The 20,831-nt window shown below is 40.3% G+C and carries 21 protein-coding genes; 6 read left to right on the top strand and 15 right to left on the bottom strand.

Features of this window, described 5'->3' with window-relative positions; translation table 11 throughout:
* Positions 1–55: 55 nt before the first annotated feature.
* A complete protein-coding gene (gene hpaB / locus M3193_RS14850) occupies positions 56–1,474 on the bottom strand; it encodes a 4-hydroxyphenylacetate 3-monooxygenase, oxygenase component (protein ID WP_251629248.1) in 1,419 nt (472 codons plus the stop codon).
* A 159-nt stretch (positions 1,475–1,633) separates the two neighbouring features.
* Complete coding sequence (locus tag M3193_RS14845; protein WP_251629246.1) at positions 1,634–2,932, bottom strand: NCS2 family permease; 1,299 nt, start codon at positions 2,930–2,932, stop codon at positions 1,634–1,636.
* Between the two features lie 289 nt (positions 2,933–3,221).
* On the opposite strand from M3193_RS14845, the gene M3193_RS14840 reads away from it, so the two are divergent.
* The gene (locus M3193_RS14840; protein ID WP_251629245.1) at positions 3,222–3,644 is read left to right on the top strand and encodes a ferritin-like domain-containing protein; all 423 of its coding nucleotides are present in this window, start codon (positions 3,222–3,224) and stop codon (positions 3,642–3,644) included.
* A 77-nt stretch (positions 3,645–3,721) separates the two neighbouring features.
* On the opposite strand, the gene M3193_RS14835 is transcribed toward M3193_RS14840, so the two are convergent.
* From M3193_RS14835 to M3193_RS14805, 7 genes are all read right to left on the bottom strand, one after another.
* On the bottom strand, positions 3,722–4,159 hold the full coding sequence (locus M3193_RS14835) for a GNAT family N-acetyltransferase (protein WP_251629243.1): 438 nt from the start codon (positions 4,157–4,159) through the stop codon (positions 3,722–3,724).
* 13 nt (positions 4,160–4,172) lie between these two features.
* The gene (locus M3193_RS14830) at positions 4,173–4,640 is read right to left on the bottom strand and encodes a hypothetical protein (RefSeq protein WP_251629241.1); all 468 of its coding nucleotides are present in this window, start codon (positions 4,638–4,640) and stop codon (positions 4,173–4,175) included.
* Between the two features lie 51 nt (positions 4,641–4,691).
* Positions 4,692–5,129 carry a VOC family protein gene (locus M3193_RS14825; RefSeq protein ID WP_251629239.1) on the bottom strand — a complete coding sequence of 146 codons (438 nt, stop codon included), beginning with the start codon at positions 5,127–5,129 and terminating at the stop codon, positions 4,692–4,694.
* A gap of 110 nt (positions 5,130–5,239) precedes the next feature.
* Positions 5,240–5,488, bottom strand: coding sequence for a hypothetical protein (locus M3193_RS14820; RefSeq protein WP_251629237.1), 249 nt, complete (start codon positions 5,486–5,488; stop codon positions 5,240–5,242).
* Positions 5,489–5,604: 116 nt separating this feature from the next.
* The gene (locus M3193_RS14815; RefSeq protein WP_251629235.1) at positions 5,605–6,009 is read right to left on the bottom strand and encodes an NUDIX hydrolase; all 405 of its coding nucleotides are present in this window, start codon (positions 6,007–6,009) and stop codon (positions 5,605–5,607) included.
* A 104-nt stretch (positions 6,010–6,113) separates the two neighbouring features.
* Positions 6,114–6,974 carry an aminoglycoside phosphotransferase family protein gene (locus tag M3193_RS14810; protein ID WP_251629233.1) on the bottom strand — a complete coding sequence of 287 codons (861 nt, stop codon included), beginning with the start codon at positions 6,972–6,974 and terminating at the stop codon, positions 6,114–6,116.
* 563 nt (positions 6,975–7,537) lie between these two features.
* A complete protein-coding gene (locus tag M3193_RS14805) occupies positions 7,538–8,398 on the bottom strand; it encodes a DMT family transporter (protein WP_251629231.1) in 861 nt (286 codons plus the stop codon).
* A 216-nt stretch (positions 8,399–8,614) separates the two neighbouring features.
* On the opposite strand from M3193_RS14805, the gene M3193_RS14800 reads away from it, so the two are divergent.
* The 3 genes from M3193_RS14800 (at position 8,615) to M3193_RS14790 (ending at position 10,928) form a co-directional block, all read left to right on the top strand.
* Positions 8,615–8,968 carry a DMT family transporter gene (locus M3193_RS14800; RefSeq protein WP_251629229.1) on the top strand — a complete coding sequence of 118 codons (354 nt, stop codon included), beginning with the start codon at positions 8,615–8,617 and terminating at the stop codon, positions 8,966–8,968.
* Positions 8,969–9,080: 112 nt separating this feature from the next.
* Positions 9,081–10,058, top strand: coding sequence for a tRNA dihydrouridine synthase (locus M3193_RS14795; RefSeq protein ID WP_251629227.1), 978 nt, complete (start codon positions 9,081–9,083; stop codon positions 10,056–10,058).
* 243 nt (positions 10,059–10,301) lie between these two features.
* The gene (locus M3193_RS14790; RefSeq protein WP_251629225.1) at positions 10,302–10,928 is read left to right on the top strand and encodes a 2OG-Fe(II) oxygenase; all 627 of its coding nucleotides are present in this window, start codon (positions 10,302–10,304) and stop codon (positions 10,926–10,928) included.
* 68 nt (positions 10,929–10,996) lie between these two features.
* Here M3193_RS14790 and M3193_RS14785 read toward each other — a convergent pair whose 3' ends face one another.
* Entirely contained in the window at positions 10,997–12,268 is a 1,272-nt protein-coding gene (locus tag M3193_RS14785) for a RidA family protein (RefSeq protein ID WP_251629223.1), read from the bottom strand.
* Between the two features lie 353 nt (positions 12,269–12,621).
* A complete protein-coding gene (sstT, locus tag M3193_RS14780) occupies positions 12,622–13,875 on the bottom strand; it encodes a serine/threonine transporter SstT (protein ID WP_251629221.1) in 1,254 nt (417 codons plus the stop codon).
* A 405-nt stretch (positions 13,876–14,280) separates the two neighbouring features.
* Here sstT and M3193_RS14775 point away from each other — a divergent pair, with 405 nt between their 5' ends.
* Complete coding sequence (locus M3193_RS14775; RefSeq protein WP_251629220.1) at positions 14,281–14,616, top strand: hypothetical protein; 336 nt, start codon at positions 14,281–14,283, stop codon at positions 14,614–14,616.
* Positions 14,617–14,724: 108 nt separating this feature from the next.
* Positions 14,725–15,216, top strand: a complete 492-nt coding sequence (locus M3193_RS14770; RefSeq protein WP_251629218.1) for a hypothetical protein — start codon at positions 14,725–14,727, stop codon at positions 15,214–15,216.
* Positions 15,217–15,450: 234 nt separating this feature from the next.
* Here the strand turns inward: M3193_RS14770 and M3193_RS14765 are convergent, their stop codons facing one another.
* From M3193_RS14765 to M3193_RS14750, 4 genes are all read right to left on the bottom strand, one after another.
* Positions 15,451–17,580 (bottom strand): transglycosylase domain-containing protein, encoded by a 2,130-nt coding sequence (locus M3193_RS14765; RefSeq protein ID WP_251629217.1) that lies wholly within the window; start codon positions 17,578–17,580, stop codon positions 15,451–15,453.
* A gap of 100 nt (positions 17,581–17,680) precedes the next feature.
* Complete coding sequence (locus M3193_RS14760) at positions 17,681–18,826, bottom strand: metallophosphoesterase (protein WP_251629215.1); 1,146 nt, start codon at positions 18,824–18,826, stop codon at positions 17,681–17,683.
* Between the two features lie 80 nt (positions 18,827–18,906).
* Positions 18,907–19,149, bottom strand: coding sequence for a hypothetical protein (locus M3193_RS14755; RefSeq protein WP_251629213.1), 243 nt, complete (start codon positions 19,147–19,149; stop codon positions 18,907–18,909).
* A gap of 283 nt (positions 19,150–19,432) precedes the next feature.
* The gene (locus tag M3193_RS14750) at positions 19,433–20,827 is read right to left on the bottom strand and encodes an amino acid permease (protein ID WP_251629440.1); all 1,395 of its coding nucleotides are present in this window, start codon (positions 20,825–20,827) and stop codon (positions 19,433–19,435) included.
* Between the last annotated feature and the right edge of the window lie 4 nt (positions 20,828–20,831).

The following is a 20,831-nucleotide window of genomic DNA, read 5'->3' as shown; positions in this document are numbered from 1 at the left end:
AAGGAGAAAATAAAACTAGCACAAACCATTCACATGGTCTGTGCTAGTTTTACGCTCATTCTCTAGTAAGATTCAAGAAATTACTAACTACCTTTGCATATTCATTTTTGGGATACTTCTTATATAAGTCGCTTGCTAATCGAATTGGATCGCCAAAAAAATATCGCTCATATTGGGTTTGTCTTGTTCCAAATGAACTCATTGTTAGATCCCAAGCTAAACGAAATATCTTTACTCGTTCCTCTGCTGTCTTCGTTGCACCTTTAAGATAAGAATCCAAGTCATTTCTACTAGTTGAATGAAATGCTTTTTCGGTTGGCAATGTAATCATTCCACTAGCTCTTATTAGCTGAACAATTTCACTAAAGCGAGGGTAGATTTTAGGAAAGATGTTGCCAGCAACTTGAAGCGGGAAGATTTCTGGCCTCATATAACCCCATTCATCTACTTTCGCATTATTTTCCGATTTCTCCAGTAAGGCTTTCATCGTTTCTAGCCCAATAATGATTTCTGACATCTTTTCTTGAATATGTTGATATCCACTAATATTAATTGTTTCGATGAGAAGCTCAGCAATTCCTAAGACGAACTCTGTTTTCACAATTTGTCTCGTCAATACTTGGTGCTTAGCAAAATCGGCCACCTCCCCGTTATTGTAATAAAATACCCGATCCCAAGGCACTAATACATTTTCAAAAACAATAATGGAATCTATTTCGTCGAACCGTGAACTTAATGGATGATCAAAAGAGGATTGACCTCCGATGAATGTATCCCTACAAATAAACTTTACTCCTTTTGTATTAGAAGGAATTGAAAAAGCAAAAGCTTCTTTTTCGTTAAATAGAAATTTTCCAACGCTAAACACTAGAACTTCATCTGTTAAACCACCTTGTGTGGCTAGAAGACGGGCACCTTTAATGATGATTCCTTCTTCATTTTCAGCCACTACTCTTGCGGCGATTGGTTCGTCGCTATTTTCCATGTAGATTTGAGAACGATTCACTTGAGGAGAAATAAAGGTATGTGTAAACGAAAGGTCGTTTTCCCTGGCAAATTCATAAAATGTTTGTAAATTATCCGGAAAGCAATTTTCCTTGTTTTTCAAATATGGCGCTGAGGAAGCAAAGCTCATCAATACTGTATTCAAATAATCCGGGCTTCTCCCCATGACCCCTCCTGAATATCTAGCCCAATGTTCAGACATCTTTCTCCTTCTAATTAAGTCCTCCTTCGTTTTTGGCTGCAAATAGGATAGGCCAATAGCTTCTCCAGTTAAGGGGGAAATAAATGTCATCTCGTCTTTGATTTTTGGGTCATGCTGTAAATCATAAAGAGCCGCTTTTGAATGAATGAGTCCCTTAAAGGCTGGATGTTCAGAGAGCAGTCCCTCAAATTTTTCACCGTCGTACCAGATTTCGTTATTTAGCCGATTTAATCGGTTTATGAAGTCTTTACCATTAATAGCGCCCATATTTCACACCCCAATTAATCGCTATTTAGTAAAATTATTCGATTATATTCGATCAATCTAAAATTAATCTATGTAAAAAGAGCTTATTAGTATACCTTCTTGTTCATGAATAACAAAAAAGAACAACTACCCAAATTGGGAGTTGTTCTTTTACTACGTTTAATGCGGCAGAAATGCCAATTGATAAAAGAACAGAATCGCGAACACATACACGAGTGGATGGACAGCACGCCATTTCCCCATCACAACTTTTAAGATTGGATAAGAAATGAAGCCCAACGCAATCCCTGTTGCAATGCTCGACGTGAGCGGCATGCTTAAGATGATAAGGAAAGCCGGGAAAGCTTCATCAATCTCATCCCAGTTGATTTTAGATATTGCTCCCATCATTAAGCTTCCTACAATAATTAATGCTGGTGCTGTAATGGAAGACAAGCCGGAAACCGCACTGACTAGCGGCCCGAAAAATGCTGCAACGATGAACAGAATCGCAACAGTCACCGTCGTCAACCCAGTCCGCCCCCCTGCTGCTACACCTGCAGATGATTCAATATAAGCACTTGTCGGTGTTGTTCCGAACATCGATCCTGCTGTAGCTGCTACGGAGTCTGCGAGTAATGCTTGGCGTGCACGGGGCATTTTATTATCCTTCATTAATCCCGCTTGCTGTGCAACCCCGATCATCGTTCCTGTCGTATCAAAAATCGTCACCATAAGGAACGAAAAGACGACTGGGAAAAGCATATGCTGCCATACATCCGTTAAGGCAGTGAACGGATTGGAGACAATGATTCCTTCCGGAAGCGACGGCATTTGAACGAAACCATGGTCAAAGGAAAGATGCCCTGTGAAAAAGGCGACAACTGCCGTAATGATCATTCCGAAGAACAATGCTCCATGCACTTTCAACGCCATGAGAATTAGCATGACAGTAAGACCAAGCAAGGCAAACAGCACTTTCGGTGAATGAAGATCCCCTAGCGCAACGAGATTGGACGGATGCGATACGATCATACCCGCTTGTCTCATCCCGATAAAGGCGATAAACAAGCCAATCCCCGCCGTAATCCCATGCTTCAGGTTATCAGGAATCGCTTCAATTAACACTTTACGGAAAGATGTCAGCGACAAAATAACAAAAATGAGGCCCGCAACGAAAACTGCTGCGAAAGCTGTTTCATACGTAATTCCATTTGTTCCGACGACCGAATAGGCAAAATACGCATTCATACCCATCCCCGGTGCTATCGCAATCGGATAATTCGCTGCAAGCGCCATCCATAACGTTCCGATAACTGTCGCAATAATCGTAGCCGTGAATACTTGATCGAACGGCACGCCTGCATCTTTCAAAATGATCGGATTGACGATCACGATATATACCATTGTAAAAAAGGTTGTGAACCCTGCTAGCACTTCCGTTTTTACAGTTGTATTGTTTTCTTGTAATTTAAACACGAAAAAACTCCTCCAAAACACGAACAATATTTTACTCCTTACATATATTATTCGTTTTTAAGGCATTTTACAAGTGTTATTTTTTTAGACGTTGAAGATGCTTATACGGAAATGTTGTTAAAGCAGTTTATCCTTTTCCAACTAGACGGGCTGATACTGTTGGTTTTTCAACATTCGAGCAGCCAACAGCGTCAGCAGTCCGAATATAAGTGCAAGTAAGACCCTTTTTATAAGACATGTTCCATATAATTAGGTTTACTCATACATTAAGACTGGAGGTGAAAAAAGAGTGAATCAAAATTCCATAGAGACTTCTACGAGTACAGAAACACTAAATGATATTTTGAGAGCGATAGATGGTGAATATACTGCAATCGCATGCTATGAGCTATTAGCAAACCAGGCCGAAAACGACGAAATAAAAAAACGCATTCTTGAAATCAGAAATGACGAAATCAGACACTACGAAACGTTTTGGTATCTTTATATTTCTTTAACAGGAAATCAACCTTCTCCTAAAATGACAAAAGAATGTCCTGCCGATTATCGAAGTGGAGTACTCGCCTCATTCATTGATGAGCAGGAAGCCGTTGACTTCTATCACCGTATCGCGAGAAATACCGATAATCCTGTCGTTAGAGATGTTTTTACACGTGCCTCAGCCGACGAACAAAATCATGCCGTTTGGTATTTACATTTCGTGAATCAATAACCTAGAAGTAGTTAGCCGATCTTTCCGTCGGCTTTTGCTACTTCATTTTTTTGTCCTAGTCTCCAATTAATCACTTACTAACATAATTCTTTCTTAAATACAAAGCTCACTTTGTCATAGTCCATTTTTTCTTCATAAAACCGATGTGCATCGGTTCTCTGTAACCCTGAGGACAAGGCGACACTTTCATAGCCATTTTCTTTAGCCCACTCATGAACATATAAAAGAAGTTTTTCTCCATATCCATGTGAACGCTTGTTTTTATCAGTAACCAAATCACAAACCCAAACAAAACGCCCATAGTAAAGGGTGATCATCGGTTTAAACCCAGTTGCCGCAACGATCTCTCCTTGAACATATAAGGCAAATAAACGATACATGTCCTTGTCCATGGCCTCCGATACCAAATCGAGATAGGCTTTTTCGTCAAGATGAGTACGTAGTTGCTTCATTACCGGGAAGACTTCAAGAATTTCCTTTGTGGAATGGAGTTCTTTAATCGTTAATGTGTCCATTGGAATCTCCCTTTTAATTTTTCAACAGTCGTAACAACTGTAAGCCATCAGATGGATCACCACTATATCCCCACATCCAACGAGGGTATTTCATAGGGATTATTGTGACAGCAAACTGAAAGAAGTTTACCAGCGTTATCCACCAAAAAAATGTTTGCATATCACCTCGAGGACCAAGCAGCGTCAGAAGTCCAAATAAAAGAGCTAGTAATAACGACATTAAAGGTCCACCAATTAGTGCAATCGCTCTCTGTCGTTTACTTAACTCTCCTTCCCAATAGGCAAAACCTATATAGGACCAAATAATATGAAAGTGCAGCCGACCTAATCTGAAGATCTCTTTATTCTTATCACTCTTCGATCCGAGATAAATATGCACGTGGTTATTAGAAGCAAAAACAGCACCGAGTCCATGTCCTATCTCATGCAGCAAGACACAGGTCGGTACAATTATACTATAGAAGATAATGATCAGTAACATGTATCTACCCCCTTCATAAGCAAAATCGTATTAACATTTAGTTAACAATACTTATTTGATTTCCTCAGCCAACTCCAAAATGATTCCCTCTGGACCACGAACATAGCATAATTTAAAACTTTCTTCATATTGCTGTATCTCACTAAAGATTTTCGTACCCCTTTTTTTCAATTTGGCAACAACCTCTTCAATATTTTCAACAGAAAATGCAATATGTCGGATACCGAGTGTATTTGCAAAATTTTGCTGAACATCCGTTTCATCTGGCGGTGAATGAAATTTGATCAGCTCTATCCATGTCTGACCGTCTGGCGTTCCCAATCCTACACACGCTACCTTAGCGCCAGTAAGGTCAACTGCGTATCCCATCAACTCTCCTTCGAGTTCCCATTCCCCTTTGACCTCAAGTCCAAGCTCACGGAAAAATTCTTTAGCTGCAGAGAGATCATTTACAATCACACCCACATGATCTATTTTTCTGATCTTCAAATTTCATACCTCCTATGTTCCTAATATTTTGCAGAATCCTGTATTCAGCTTCTAGTTCCCGTCTAAGAAGTTAAACCATCTTTAAGTACTCCTCAGTTGAATATCACGTATTAATTTCCAGTGAAATCAACTTTAATAAATAACACAATTAATATAACGAAGATCAGCATACCTAAACTGATTACTCCTAGACCTATCCCTAACCAAGAACCGATAATTAAGGATATTAGAAGAACTCCTAGAAAAGCAAACAGGCAAATTAGTATTGATCTGTCATTAGTTTGTTTTAGACTCTTAGAAACAATAAAAACTAATAAATTCACAATAAATCCTAAGCCGATTGGTATAAAAACATCCATCTTAATTACCACCTTATCCAAACGGAATAACCAATTTCATAAATTGCGTATCAGCAGCAGAGAGCTATCAGTTTTCTTTTGATGTTCTTCCTGTCCGATACGCTATTCTGCTAACGTCAATTTTGCTCTTGCTGTTTAAGTTGCTCCAGTATTAATCCTAAATCCTCAGGATAAGCGTGGCTGATCGTTATTAATTCAGATACAGACTTCCAATCGGCTTCGGCAATAATTTCATCAGGGTCATTTATTCCGCTGCTTTCACCGATCTTTTCAACCCTGAAATAATATGTTTTCACCTGAATATCATGAATGGTCGTTTCTTTCACTTTTAAACGTTCAATGACTTTCACATCATATCCCGTTTCTTCTTTAACCTCTCTAACGCAACATTCCTCAGGGCTTTCACCTTCCTCAATACCACCGGATGGTACTGCCCATCCCTCTGACTCATAGCTTTTGACCATTAATATTTCCATTTGTTCATTTATACAAATACCTGCTGAACCTGACCAGCTTTTCATTCTCCTATCCCCCCTGCCAAGTACCCTGATTGAATAGCATACTCACTTTTTTCTGCAGATACTTCCCCTTTACCTTTCGCCATAAGAATCTTTTCAACCATCCATCATAGGTACTTTTTTAGGATTGAAAGATTTTCCTTCAAAAATGAAGCGTTCTTTTCAATCCCACGGCGTTTACACCAGCCAATACTATTAAAAGCATCAGTAAATTGATAAAAAGGCAACACAACCTCTAAATCAATTATTGGTCTTATGGTGTTATAGCCTTCCTGATAAGACCGATACAGGCTAGTATCAAAGCTTAAAAAATCACGGTACAGTTTGGTGAAATCGATTTCTGTTGAACCAAATCGTACACTTTCAAAGTCGATCAGACCTGACACCTTACCTTCATCAACAATAATATTGGCTGGACGAAAATCCATATGTATAAAGCTAGGACCATCCGAGGGTGGGAGTTGGTTTTTCATCCTTTCAAACTTTTCAATGGCCTGTCTGTATAAACTTTCATCCAGGACTTCCTTTACATCCTCAGCAAAACTATAAAATTGGCGTTTCACAAAATCAGACCACTTCGGAAATTCATTTTTTATTCCAGTTAATTGTAAGGTAGTCGGCGGCTGGATTTGATGCATAGAGGCATGAAGGACCCCAACCTGAAATGCTACTGTAGGTAGATCTTTATTTGTAAGGGGGTGCCCCCTTAATTCAGATAATAAGAACGCACCGGGACACTCTTCATCACCAGACCAATAATCCAACATTTCAGGAATGGAAACTCTATCTTTTAAGATTTCATAGGCTTCCAACTCCCGTTGACATTTCAATATTGTGTAAGGTATTTTCACAAATACAACTTCCCCATTATCCAAGTTGCATTTATAAACTGTTGAACTATGGGAATCTTCAACTTCATTAATTGATAACACATTCAATTTGAATTGCTGAATGACTCGATTTAACATTCAACCCCTCCTTCTTCATTAATCAAAAACAATCAGCACTGAATGCAGTTTTCGCCAAATCCATTTGCCTGCATACATCTTCGAAAATAGAACACCGACTTGTCTCTGCTATTCAGGGATTAGCGTTCTCTATTACCTTATCGTTTAGCGTCATGTTGGACTGCCTCCCTTTCCTAACCGATGTATATTCATCCCATCCACATCGCCCAGACAAAAAATGACCACAGTGAAATCGGCAGACCTAGTAGGACACACGCAATAAGGTAAATTGGATTAAGTTTTTTGAAAATCAATAATAGCAGTGGAATTAGCACGTACAATCCAATACTAAGAAAAGTAAAGATTGTTATTGCGGTTGTTAATTCAACTGTCGGGTAATGGTCATTCAAGTAGTAAGAAAAGTCTTGAGCATAGATACCTAAAACCGTTGCAAATAAGAGTCCGATAACTATACCGGAAATCAGTAAAGCATTATGTATACTTACTTTCATATTCTACAAATCCTCTCTTATTACTTTTAGGGCAAATTAACCCTTTGAATAGACAATTTCCATTTGCAATCTCTACCTTACCTTAGCCATCCAATTCACAAGGAAGATGCCAATAAATATACAACCCCCGCCCAAAATTACGTTCCAAGAAATCATTTCGTCCAATAACAACCAGCCCGTAAGAACTCCGAAAAATGGAGCTAAAAATAAAAATGCACTTGTCTTTCCCGGGTCGCCTTTCTGTAGAAGGTAAAACCAAACTGCAAATTGTACAATGGAAGCCATTATAGCCAGCCATACTAAAATGGCAACCGATACTGGGGTAATTTGAAACGAAGGGTCTTCTAATAGAAAACTGCCAACGAACAAAATAAGACCTCCGAACAGCATTTGATACGCCGTTAGTACCCAGGTATTTATTTGTGTGCCCCACTTTTTAATTAATAGAGTGCCGATAGCCCATGAAATGGCTGATAGAAAACCATAAAGTGTTCCAATTCGCAAGTCTACCTGTGCACCAAGCGTGATCAGAACGCCAATAAAACCCAATATAACGCCAAACCATTGTCGCAAACTATACGACATTTTCATGAAAAGGGTTCCAAATAGGACAACCAGTAGTGGATTCGTAAATGTTAATATAGATGATTGCCCCGCTGTTATGGTGCGCAAACTGACAAAGATGCATCCCATGACAGCTGCCGTTTGAAAAAATCCAATCAATGCTATTTTCAGCCAATCCGAAGCACGCTTCGGATATGGGATTCTTAAACACTTTACAATAATCGCCATAAGGCTCCCAGCGAGTAGAAAACGCAGTGCGACCAACATGATCGGTGTAGCGTATGAAAGTCCAATCTTTCCAATCGTGAAAGCAGACCCCATTAAAGATGTTGTCAATACGACTAAAAATGCAAATAGCCACTTGTTCATAATGGTAGTCTCCTTCGGTCAGACGTCTCATTAGTAAAATTTTTCAAGTTTTATATAAGAAGTATATCACTTACATGCCGGGAATAGATGAAGTAATCTGTTATTTATCACAATTAAGATTCCAGGGCCCAAGCATTTGATTAAAAATGTATGGACGGTACAATGGGATTATTAGTAATGGCTACACTCTCACATGCTTTAGGAGGAAATTTACCGATGTCCTATCTATATTTAGCGCTTTCTATATCTCTCGAGCTAATTGGCACTTCTTTGTTAAAAGCCTCTGAGGGATTTACAAAACTGTTCCCTACACTGGGGGTTGTCATTGCTTTCATTAGCTGCTTTTTCTTTTTATCCTTGTCCTTGAAAACAATCCCTTTAAATACTGCGTATGCGATTTGGTCAGGCATTGGAATTGTTGCTACGGTGATCATTTCAGTTAGCATCTGGAAGGAAAAAATAAATTTGGCTAGCATTGTCGGAATCACATTCATACTTGTTGGAGTGGTAATTTTGAATTTATTCGGACCAGGACAAAGCGGAGCTAGCAGCACTAAAGGGCCTTTGTAGGAAGGAATGGAGCCCTTGATCAATTAGCCAGGAATGGATCAGTGCATAAGGCATTAAAAAATGATACTATTTGATGAGCAAAAGAACTTGCATTGCAACAGGAGGAACTAACATGAGTAACGAAGATAATTTTTGGCTTGATTTGCCGAAGCCGTTTTTTATATTAGCACCAATGGAAGATGTGACAGATGTCGTGTTTCGTCACGTCATTAGCGCAGCTGCAAGACCGGATGTGTTCTTCACGGAGTTCACGAATACGGAAAGCTATTGCCACCCCGAGGGAAGGGATAGTGTGCGCGGCCGGTTGACGTTCACGGAAGATGAGCAACCGATTGTCGCTCATATTTGGGGCGATAAACCTGAGTTCTTTTCACAGATGAGCATTGATATGAAAAAACTTGGTTTTCGTGGCATCGATCTGAACATGGGATGCCCCGTTCCTAACGTTGCAGCCAACGGAAAAGGTGCTGGATTAATCCAACGCCCGGAAGTAGCGGCAGAACTTATTCAAGCCGCGAAAGCCGGTGGATTGCCAGTCAGTGTCAAAACAAGATTAGGCTACAGTGAAATTGATGAATGGCGCGATTGGTTAGGACATGTATTGAAACAAGACATCGCCAATCTTTCCATCCACCTTCGCACAAGGAAAGAAATGAGCAAAGCCGATGCACACTGGGAACTGATTCCGGAAATAAAAAAACTGCGGGATGAGATTGCGCCTAATACATTGTTAACGATTAATGGAGATATCCCAGATCGCGCAACAGGATTGAAATTAGTTGAACAATACGGCGTGGACGGCGTCATGATCGGCCGCGGTGTATTTACGAATCCCTTTGCTTTTGAACAGGAACCAACAGAACGCAGCGTAAAAGAATATCTCGATTTATTACTGCTGCACCTGGACCTCCACGATAAATACTCAAACGAACTCGAACCGCGTCCATACAAACCACTTGTCCGCTTCTTCAAAATCTATATTCGCGGGTTTAGGGGTGCTGGTGAGTTGAGGAATCGATTGATGGATACGAAGTCGACGGATGAGGTGCGGGAATTGGTGAAGGAAGTTTTGGAGAAGGAATTGGCGTAAGACGAATTACTAAACCACAAAGAGAGGTTGGAAAATGAACTCCATTTTCCAACCTCTCTTTTATTCATCGTGAAGATTCCGACAAGTACCCCTCTTTCAAATACCCACAAGTTTGCGATATGTAAAATTACGTGCTAAAATAAATTGAATTTACTTCCAAAAGGAAGATAAGACCGATAAATTACGCATACTCATTACCTAAAATGCATTGGTTTTAAGAATCGTCTACGAGGTGGTTTGAAGATGATAGCGGAAAATAAAGAGATAACGATATTTGATCACACAGGAAGTAAAATTAGTACGGACAGAGAGATTGATATAGTCGTAAGACTTGAGGAGCCATTGATCGTAGTTTTAGGAAATGTGTTAAGTGACGAAGAGTGTGATGAACTGATCAAATTGTCTAAGGACAAGATGAAACGTTCAAAAATTGGTACAACACGCGAAGTAAACGAACTGAGGACAAGCAGTAGTATGTTTATTGAAGAAAGTGAAAACGAAGTTGTTTCTCGAGTCGAAAAGAGAGTCTCTTCCATTATGAATATCCCGATTGAACATGGAGAAGGCCTTCAAATCCTTCAGTATGCTCCCGGTCAACAGTACAAGGCTCACCATGATTTCTTTAAAACAGCAGACAATAATAGAATCAGTACGCTCGTCATGTATTTAAACGATGTAGAACAAGGTGGAGAAACGTATTTCCCTAAGCTGAATTTTTCAGTATCACCTAAAAAGGGCATGGCAGTGTACTTCGAGTATTTCTATAACGATCAAGATCTGAATGAGTTAACTTTACATGGCGGTGCACCCGTTATAACCGGCGAAAAATGGGTAGCAACACAATGGATGAGAAAGAAAAAATACAGATAAAAAACGAGGACCTCCCTACCTAAGGGACGGTCCTCTCTTTGTTATTTCGTGATACTGTCTAGTTGTAATTACGCTTGTGGAGGTGTTCCTTCAGCATTAGATACAACAACATCGATTTGGATTAAAGCGTCTTCAGGCAATGCCGATACGCCAACTGTTCTGCGTGCAGGAACTCCGCCTGGGAAGAATGTTTTGTAAACTTCGTCTACAGCATCCATATCCTCGATATTTTTAACGAAGATATTTACTTTAACGATATCTTCCATAACGTGGTTGATGCTTTCAACAATCGCCTTAACATTTTTCAAGCACTGTTCAGTTTGTTCTTTTACGCCACCAGCTACCAATTTACCTGTTTTTGCATCTAAAGGTAATTGACCTGAAAGGTGATTGTAATGTGAGAACGCTACAGTTTGAGTAGATAGGGAATTCTTAGGTGCATTTTCAGTGTTGTTTGCCCAGATTACGATTCCATGTCTGTCTTCAATAGCTTGTGGAGGCGTTCCATCTCCGTGAGATACGACTGCTTCCATTTGTACTAAAGCACCCATTGGTAGATCTGCAGCTTCAACTACTGTACGTGCAGGGACGTATGCAACAGTTCTAGCGATAGCGGAGTCTGGGAAGAATGTTGAATACACTTCATTTACCGCTTCCATATCCTTAAGGTCTGTAACGAAGACCGTCATTTTAACGATATCGTCAAAAGGAACGTCGATGCTTTCTAAAATTGCTTTGATATTTTTCAAGCACTGTCTTGCTTGCTCTTGTACACCGCCAATTACGAATCTTCCAGTTTGTGGATCGATCGGCAATTGAGCTGAAAGGTAATTGTAATGAGAGAAAGCGACAGTTTGAGTAGATAATGCACATGTAGGCGCATTCGCAGTGTTATTCGTAAGCTTAACAAGATCGCCTGCTTGTGGAGCATTTGGAATTGAACCTTCACCGTGTGAAAGAAGTGCTTCAACTTGCACCATAGCATCCATTGGCAAAGCTGCAACTGCAACATTTGTGCGTGCAGGAACATAAGTTGGGAAGAATGTTTTATAAACTTTGTTAACTGCATCAACGTCTTTAATATCTTTCACGAATACTGTGATTCGAACGATATCGCTCATAACATGACCGATGCTGTCTACGATTGACTTAATGTTCGTAAAGCACTGTTTCGCTTGCTCAGTTATGCCGCCAGCAACCAATTTACCTGTTGATGGATCTACAGGCAATTGAGCTGAAAGGTTATTGTAGTGAGAGAAAGCTACTGAATGTGAAAATAGACCGTTACCGCTTGGTGCATTTTCTGTATTTTTTGCTGATACTGCGTTATATCCGCTCATAATATTATTCCCCTTTTAAAAGTATTTATTAATTCAAGTATGCGCTGAAAAACCCGGTCTAAACCATAGTTCTTTTTTGCGGTTGCAAACAATATAAGCGAATACTGAATTACACTCCAAGAGTAAAGAAACCCCCTAGAGTTAAGTTGTTGCATAAGCCGGCCAAAAGGATTTCTCCTTTTCGCTATGTAGTGTTATCTTATCCGAGCTCAGGAATACCACATAGAACTACCTAGTATAAACATAAGCGTATCTGCATTGTCAAACACGACACATTATTCTTCATTAAAAAAACCACAATCACTGAATGAATTCAGTAATCGTGGCTTTTTAGTTTCTAAGAAATGGAGATTTTAAACTTTTCGGAATTTCCAAGAAGATTGCATAGAAACTTCTTTACCTTCTTTACGTTCTTTTGCATACTCAGCTGTAGCCGTGAACAATACGTCCGAAGATGAATTCAATGCTGTTTCACAAGAATCCTGAATAACCCCGATGATGAAGCCAACGCCAACAACTTGCATTGCAATATCATTTGGAACTCCAAACAAACTGCATGCCAGCGGAATCAACAAAAGTGATCCCCCTGCAACACCAGATGCACCTGCTGCAGATACTGCAGCCACAACACATAGCATCAGCGAAGTCATAAAGTCAACTTCTATCCCAAGCGTATGCACAGTTGCAAGCGTCAATACTGCAATGGTAACTGCTGCACCAGCCATATTAATTGTCGCACCTAGAGGGATTGAAACGGCATACGTATCTTCATCCAAATCAAGTTTTTCAGCCAGCTTCATGTTTACTGGTATATTTGCAGCCGAACTACGTGTAAAGAACGCTGTTAACCCGCTTTCCCTTAACACCATAAACACAAGTGGATAAGGGTTTTTACGCGTATACACATAGACAATCAACGGATTCACTACAAGAGCGATGAACAACATACATCCCACGAGGATTAAAATTAAGCGTCCATATACAAGCAAAGCGGAAAGCCCCGTTGAGACAACAGCATCGAAAACTAGACCCATAATGCCGAGCGGAGCCAAATTGATCACCCATTGCACGACTTTCGTGACCGCATCCGAGAAGCTGCCCAACATATCTTTTGTATGTTGATTTGCCTGTTTTAACGCAATCCCCAAAACGACTGCCCACATTAAAATACCTAAGTAATTCGCATTGACTAATGCATCAATTGGATTAGAAACTAAGTTAAATAATAAGGTGTTCAATACTTCCATAATGCCTTCAGGAGGTGAAAGGTCTTCAGCCCCTGTTGTCAATGTCAGCGTCACTGGGAATATAAAGCTCGCCACCACAGCAACAGCGCCAGCTAGCAATGTACCAATGGCATACAAACCAAGAATCGATTTCATATTCGTTTTCGTACCGCTCTTATGCACTGCAATTGCATGCATCACTAAGAATAAGACCAATACAGGTGCAACCGCTTTCAATGCACCGACAAATAAAGCACCTAAGATGGAGACCCCACTTGCAGCTTTGGGAACCGTTAACGCTAAAACAAGACCGACAAGAATACCGACAATGATTCTTTTTACTAGGCTTATTTGATTCCACTTATTAACTAGATTTCTCATTCGTCTACCCCCAATATCTTTCGTTGTATAATATCTTCAATCATTTCTCCCCGTTAGAGTAGACTGAGGCTTTATTTTATCACAATCTTTTTAGAATTGTGAAGCACATTTTTGTAATTAACGAATTATGGAATCTCGGACGTTGGAAAATTGAAAGCGAAAAGCGTGATTACCTGATAAGAATTTGCCCAATATCAGTCAAAAGATAACTGGTGACCTACCGTTATAATAGACTATGTTACTTACGTAAAATACTAAAAAATAAGGATAATCACCTATGACTTCTTTAATTAATTACCCATAAGCCCATATAATTTTCCCGATTTCACATCATGGCATAGTTTGCTAGAGTTAGGTTGTAAGGCAAATAATTATCGTTACATTTTAAACGGATGGAGAGAAAGCATGAAGAATAAAATCAGCATAGTGGTTATATCCACAATAGTAATTGGTGGCATTCTCTTTTTCGCCACTTATCTTGCATATGAGGAAAACAATAAATTCTTTAACTTTCCGATACCCAAAAACGCCGAATTACTTAATGATAAAGATGACGTTGCTGTTTATAATTGGTCAAAAGCCTCTGAAGAAGACGGGATTCCTCTTATGTATGAGATAATAATCAAATCAAAAGGATGGAGCAAAGCAGGCAGAGAAGGTGCTTCAACTTTTTATGAAAAAGAGGGACATAGAATTGATTTGATCTCTCAAACGGACCAATTAACTTTGATAGCGGAATAAGAACGTACTGTAAATTTGATTATTTTAATCCTACAGAAAGAATTGTTACGGAGTCATATCGGAGAAGCTATCGTCTAGAAAGTGACGATGCTTTTAGGAGAGATGCGAATGAACAGATATATTCCGATTGCGTTAGTGTTAGTATTCCTTCCTTTCCTAGTAGCAGCCTGCACCCAAAACGATGAAGCAGACACTGAAGAGTATTACGGATTGATCGGCAGTGGTAATGCGATGGGATACGGTTTTACGATTACTAAAGAGGAGAGCGGGACGATTCTTTGGGAGCTTGATTATAAAGGCGACCTTATTGTCATCGAAAAGAACGAGGACAATATAGATGAATTAGTAAATTATGCGACCGCTATTCAAGCTATCGAATCATCGCTATCTACGGTTTTTTACTCATTAATCTACCTTTTGCTCGTTGTAGCAATTGCATTGTTCCTTTATGCAAGAAATAGAAAAGCACTTAAATACGGCGGTACAATAGCTGTTGTTATCGCAGGCGGTATTGCATTGTATTTTGCAGCTGATGCGTCTATTGAAGTAAACAATGCGTTGCAAGAAGCAAAGCTATATTACTTGAGGCTTGTGGGTTGAATGATGAAATCGGAAAAGTAGACCTATTATATGCCGAACAACTCAAACACAGCTTAATGCATGTACTTATACACCGAGTTCAAGCAAAAACCGGCTCTAATCATTTTTACGTAATGATCGGAACCGGTTTTGTAGTTTTTAACGGTATATAGGTAGTCTTTGCAGCCCTTATTGATGAGGACAATGCACGGCCAACTGTCACCGTTCAATCATCATATCCTTGCGACTCACGCGTCATTTTTCTTTTTCCTTCTTTTTCTCTTTCTCTCGTTTCTTCTTTTCTTTCTCTTCCTTTTTCTCTCTCTTTTTCTGTTCTTTTTCTCTTTCCTTCTTGTCTTTCTTCTCTCTCTTTTCTCGTTCTTTCTCTTCTTTTTTCTTTTGTTTCCTTTTCTCTTTTTCTTGTTTTTGTTCTTTCTCCTTTAACTTAGCTTTCTGTTCCTCTAACTCTTTTTTCTTTTTCGCGATTAATGGCAGATCGAATTTTTTCGTAGGTAATTCACTGATCGATCTTGATAGGACTTGCGCGAAAATTGGCGGCGCTGTAAAACTGCTAGTTGATGTTAAGTAATGTTCTGCGTCTGTTTTGTCATATCCTAACCAAACCGCACCGACGAGGTCCGGTGTATATCCGACGAACCAATGATCTTTTGATCCATCCACACCCGTGAATGGCAGCTGGGTGGTGCCTGTTTTACCGGCTACTTCCAATCCTGAAAGTTGAGCTTTCTGGGCCGTACCAACTTCGACAGCACCTTGCAGCATATAGGTCATTTGCTGGGCGACTTCCGCATCTGTTACTTCCTGAGACTGTTCACGCCATTTTCCTATGACTTCGCCTTCTGAATCTTTTATTTTAACAATCGCGTGGGCTTCCATCATGACCCCATCATTCGCAAACGCAGCAAAAGCTTGAGCCATTCGCAAGGGTGAAGTACCTTTGTGCAAGCCCCCTAATGCCAAGCCTAGATTATGGTCATGGTCATCCAATGGGATTCCGAACCGCTCCACGGCACGGACACCTTTTTCAATTCCAATCTGATGTAAGAGCCAGACGGGAGGGATATTATACGATTGCGCCACAGCATCGTACATTGTCACTCGCCCTCTGAATTTCTGATCGAAATTCTTCGGAGAATATCCATCAATATTAATCGGTTCGTCAACGAGCAAATCCGAAATATGATAGCCTTGCTCGAGTGCTGCAGTGTAGACAAGTGGTTTCAAAGTTGAGCCCGGCTGTCGAACGAGCTGTGTCGCATTATTAAAGCGTCCATACGTGTATTCTCCTCTGCCCCCAACCAATGCGGTAATTCCGCCCGTTTTAGGATTCAAGAAGACCGAAGCACTTTGAATAAGTTGATCCGGCTTACTCTCTGGAAAATAACGCTCATCCTCATAGACTTCTTCAAGGGCATCTTGGATGACAGGATTCAACTCCGTATAAATATGTAATCCACCTGATAGCACTTCATTTTTCGTTAAATCGTACTTGTTTACAGCCTCGTCAATAATATGGTCAATATAATAGGGGTATTTCCCCTTATAATTCGTCAATGATGAATCAGCTAACACAATTTCCTGTCCTACCGCTTCATCGAACTCCGCTTGACTAATGTACTTTTCACTTTTCATTAACGATAAGACAATATTGCGTCGTGCCAGCGACTTTTCCTTGTTTTTATAAGGAGATAAATGGGTTGGCGCTTTAATTAATCCCGCTAATGTAGCAGATTCGCTCAACGTTAATTCGCTTACATCTTTCCCGAAATAGACTTCCGCAGCTCGTTGAACACCCCATGCTCCTTCGCCAAAATAGATTTGGTTGAGGTATCGTTCTAAGATGTCATCTTTTGAATACGTTCTCTCAACATTCTTCGCAATCAGCAGTTCTTTGAATTTACGAGAATACGTACGTTCCTGCGTTAAAAACACATTTTTTGAAAGCTGTTGAGTAATGGTACTCCCACCGGCAACAACTTCACCTGTTAACATGTTTTGAGTGAATGCCCGCGCAACCCCAAAATAATTAATCCCGTTATGTTTGTAAAATTGTTGATCTTCAACAGAAATGACTGCTTCTATCAGCTCTTTTGGAATTTGATGTAACGGAACTCCCTCAATATTGGAATTCGAAATTTTACTCACAATCTCTCCGTTTTGATCGTAAATAAACGTCGGTCTCGGTTCAGGTTCTTCGAGTTTACTCACATCACTTGATGAAATTAATAGGTTTACTATGACCAATCCACAAATGACTACAACGAGCATTCCGAATAAGAGTATTCGAATAGGTTTTTTCATATCTGACCATTTATTTCTTATTTTCTCTTTCTTCTGTTGTTGCCTATTTTCCATTCTTCCCATACGAATTCCACCTTCTTCATTGCTTTCGAACGTTTAAGTTTAGCATAGTAGAAAGAAGAAACTCAACTTCACCAGGGTTACACAATTCTTTAAGAATCTCTCAACGCAATTGAATACGTACAATCTCATTATTGGTTCCGACCCGCATTGGCATCCCCCAAGTACCTACGCCCGATGTAACGATAACGTGTGGGCTCGTCGCATCCTTTTGATAATGTCCATAGTCCACTTCAAATATTGCATTTGTTACTAAACTGCCCGGAAATATCTGCCCTCTGTGCGTGTGGCCAGCAAGAACTAAGTCAATTTCCTCGCCATATTGCTCAAGTTTTGTAGGAGTATGATCCATAACAATAATAGGCAGATTTGTATCTATCGAAGCTAAAATTTCTGTACTATCTTTTCTTTTTATATCACCAAAACCCCCAATTGGCGATGGATCCACACGTCCATAAACAATCAGTCGCTCATCAATTATCTGGTACTCATCAGTAAGGAGCTTTATATTACTTCGCTCAAGGAAGGTAATCATGTCGCCAAATGTCTTTCCACTGTCATGGTTTCCAAGACTGCCATATACTCCATATGTTGCCGTAATACTTTTTAATAAATTCATTGCTCTTTCAGGATCTTGGATAGCATTATAATCATCATTAAAGATATCGCCCGCAATGCAAACGATATCAGGTTCAAGCTTATTAATATCATCCACGATACTTTCAAGGCGCTTTTCGGAATTTACAGCTCCTAAATGCAAATCGCTTATGAGGATGACCTTCATGCCACCTGGCAATGGAGTTTCTTTCATCAAAATATCGTAGGAAACATGTTTAATCTGATTTGCATTGTATATGCCATAACCGACGAAGCTAGAAGTTAGTAAAACCACTATAAAACCCGCAAAGAAATGGAATTTCTGCGGCAGAGGAGTTGGAATTATTTTCACCATAGTGCCGATTAGTATGATCAAATGAACCATGAGAATAAATAGGAATAGATATACAAAAATGCCCATCCAATATGCGCTTAACCAACTAACTAGATTGTTCACACTGGAAGGAAGAGGTAAAAAAGCGAGTATCATAGAAAATGCAATGAATATGTATACACTTGCAAATAGCTTTAAATTTACAGATGGGAAAAACAGTCTGAGCCATTGATAGATCTTACTTGCGATGTAATAATTCGCACTTCCATAAATAGCAATTATAATTGTTGCACCGAAAATTAAACCGAACTTATCCAATTCGAACTCTCCTTCTATCCAGTCCTTGCTCGACTCCCTTTTCTCGCGCCCTTACGTGACAGTAAGCCTAGTCACTTTTTTCATATTATCTGCTTAATTACCTGAACTACATATTTCGCAGCAAAGCAAGATAAAGGAATACCTAAAACCAAGACAAGATAGCTCATGAAATAACTATTAAAAAAGTATTTATCAGACAAGTAAGCAGCTAATTTAAAGTATTGCAGAAAAATTAGTATTACCAATACTACAAATCCTGCTTCTCTCATCATTAATTTATTTTCGTTAATCTTCCCCTTGCCATTCCAATTTTCATCCTCCACTGAATCTACTCCTTTCCATGCTTTACACCAATATGTTGATTTTTGATTATCAGGAATACGTTTCATTTACTAAAAAGTTTCAAAGCCTAATTCATACAAACACGCTTAAGCTAGCACAGATCCTTACAGGAAATGTACCGGATAAATAATTACCGTCCACAACTTCTATGCCTATACGAGCGGTGAAATAATAGTATGAAATACAGCCGGATGGACGAGGTTCCCCTCTCCATTCGGCTGTCTTTTAAAATATGTCTTGAAGAACCAGCGATTCATTTTCTTCCTACTGAGAAATGGCAGTTTCCCTCTTTCGCGTATACCTCAAATAATAATACAAATAACACAACCCGATAAAACCGAACCCTAAAGCAAGTGACACCCGCTGCGTTGGATCAAATGCGGCGAAAACGAATAACGACGCGCAAATTACGATACAAAGGATCGGGACGAATGGAAACAGACGGACCCGGAATTTCAGGTCTTCCGGCTTTCCTCCGTCTTTCACATACTGCGTCCGGAAACGATATTGGGAGAATGCGATGGCCATCCACGTAATCGTCCCCCCTATTCCACTGACCGAGAGAAGGACAACAAAGAGTGTAGTCTCCGCAATGACACTCGTCAGCAAGGATAGAAGCGCAAATCCGAGAGTCACAAGCAGCGCATTCATCGGAACCCCCTTCTTGCTCAGCTTTCCGAACATCGGATGCGCCATCCCATCGTTGGCCAATGAATAAAGGATCCGCGTACAAGCGAATAATCCCGTGTTCCCGACGGAAAGTATGGCCGTCAAGATGACGAAGTTCATGATATCTGCGGCGTAAGGAATCCCGACGATATCGAAAACTGTGACGAACGGACTTTCCAGCACACTCGCTTCTTTCCAAGGGACGATTGCCGACAGGACAAAAATCGCCAACACGTAGAACACGAGAACACGCACAACGATATTGCGGATGGCCTTCGGAATGTTCTTCTCCGGTTCCTCCGTTTCCCCAGCTGCCACTCCCATGATTTCAGAGCCTTGGAATGCATAAATGACAGTCATCATGACGATAAAGACCCCAGTCAGCCCTGTAGGGAAAACACCATCTCCGGTAATATTCGAAAGATAGGGAGTCGGCGTCCCATCCATCGTGATCAACCCGAACATCGCACAAAAGCCGATTCCGATGAATAGAATGACCGCCAATACTTTTATGCCCGCGAACCAATATTCCGTTTCAGCGAAGCTTTTCGTACTCAGCGAATTGATGGAGAACAGAAGAACGACGAAGACTGCACACCAGATCCATATGGGGACATCCGGAAACCATCTGCCCATCAACAACCCCGCTGCGATAAATTCAAGACCGACGTAAAGTGCCCAACTCAGCCAATACACCCAACCGATGACAAATCCTGATGCAGGTCCTATAAACTTCGTGGCATGCGCCTGAAAAGAGCCTGAAACCGGCATGATGACGGATAACTCCCCTAGACAGACCATTGCTAAATACATGAGGAGCCCACCTACCAGATAGGCTAAAATTGTACCGATCGGCCCGGCTTCCCCGATCGCATACCCCGAACCGATAAATAGGCCGGTTCCTATGACGCCCCCGAGCGAAATCATGAATAGGTGTCTGCTCTTCATCTCCCGCCTTAGCTTCTGCGGACTTTCTTGCATCGTCTTCATCTCC

Source organism: Sporosarcina luteola (genome assembly GCF_023715585.1).
In the GTDB taxonomy this organism is placed as follows: Bacteria; Bacillota; Bacilli; order Bacillales_A; family Planococcaceae; genus Sporosarcina; species Sporosarcina luteola_D.
Note: the sequence above shows the minus strand (reverse complement) of the source record. Positions and strands in the feature narration are given on the sequence as shown.

What these genes read in the sequence shown, in the direction of transcription:
- hpaB (WP_251629248.1), bottom strand. Translation starts at nt 1,474, where the DNA reads ATGGGCGCTATTAATGGTAAAGACTTCATAAACCGATTAAATCGGCTA.
- M3193_RS14835 (WP_251629243.1), bottom strand. Translation starts at nt 4,159, where the DNA reads ATGGACACATTAACGATTAAAGAACTCCATTCCACAAAGGAAATTCTT.
- M3193_RS14830 (WP_251629241.1), bottom strand. Translation starts at nt 4,640, where the DNA reads ATGTTACTGATCATTATCTTCTATAGTATAATTGTACCGACCTGTGTC.
- M3193_RS14820 (WP_251629237.1), bottom strand. Translation starts at nt 5,488, where the DNA reads ATGGATGTTTTTATACCAATCGGCTTAGGATTTATTGTGAATTTATTA.
- M3193_RS14815 (WP_251629235.1), bottom strand. Translation starts at nt 6,009, where the DNA reads ATGAAAAGCTGGTCAGGTTCAGCAGGTATTTGTATAAATGAACAAATG.
- M3193_RS14810 (WP_251629233.1), bottom strand. Translation starts at nt 6,974, where the DNA reads ATGTTAAATCGAGTCATTCAGCAATTCAAATTGAATGTGTTATCAATT.
- M3193_RS14805 (WP_251629231.1), bottom strand. Translation starts at nt 8,398, where the DNA reads ATGAACAAGTGGCTATTTGCATTTTTAGTCGTATTGACAACATCTTTA.
- M3193_RS14800 (WP_251629229.1), top strand. Translation starts at nt 8,615, where the DNA reads ATGTCCTATCTATATTTAGCGCTTTCTATATCTCTCGAGCTAATTGGC.
- M3193_RS14795 (WP_251629227.1), top strand. Translation starts at nt 9,081, where the DNA reads ATGAGTAACGAAGATAATTTTTGGCTTGATTTGCCGAAGCCGTTTTTT.
- M3193_RS14790 (WP_251629225.1), top strand. Translation starts at nt 10,302, where the DNA reads ATGATAGCGGAAAATAAAGAGATAACGATATTTGATCACACAGGAAGT.
- M3193_RS14785 (WP_251629223.1), bottom strand. Translation starts at nt 12,268, where the DNA reads ATGAGCGGATATAACGCAGTATCAGCAAAAAATACAGAAAATGCACCA.
- sstT (WP_251629221.1), bottom strand. Translation starts at nt 13,875, where the DNA reads ATGAGAAATCTAGTTAATAAGTGGAATCAAATAAGCCTAGTAAAAAGA.
- M3193_RS14775 (WP_251629220.1), top strand. Translation starts at nt 14,281, where the DNA reads ATGAAGAATAAAATCAGCATAGTGGTTATATCCACAATAGTAATTGGT.
- M3193_RS14770 (WP_251629218.1), top strand. Translation starts at nt 14,725, where the DNA reads ATGAACAGATATATTCCGATTGCGTTAGTGTTAGTATTCCTTCCTTTC.
- M3193_RS14765 (WP_251629217.1), bottom strand. Translation starts at nt 17,580, where the DNA reads ATGGGAAGAATGGAAAATAGGCAACAACAGAAGAAAGAGAAAATAAGA.
- M3193_RS14750 (WP_251629440.1), bottom strand. Translation starts at nt 20,827, where the DNA reads ATGAAGACGATGCAAGAAAGTCCGCAGAAGCTAAGGCGGGAGATGAAG.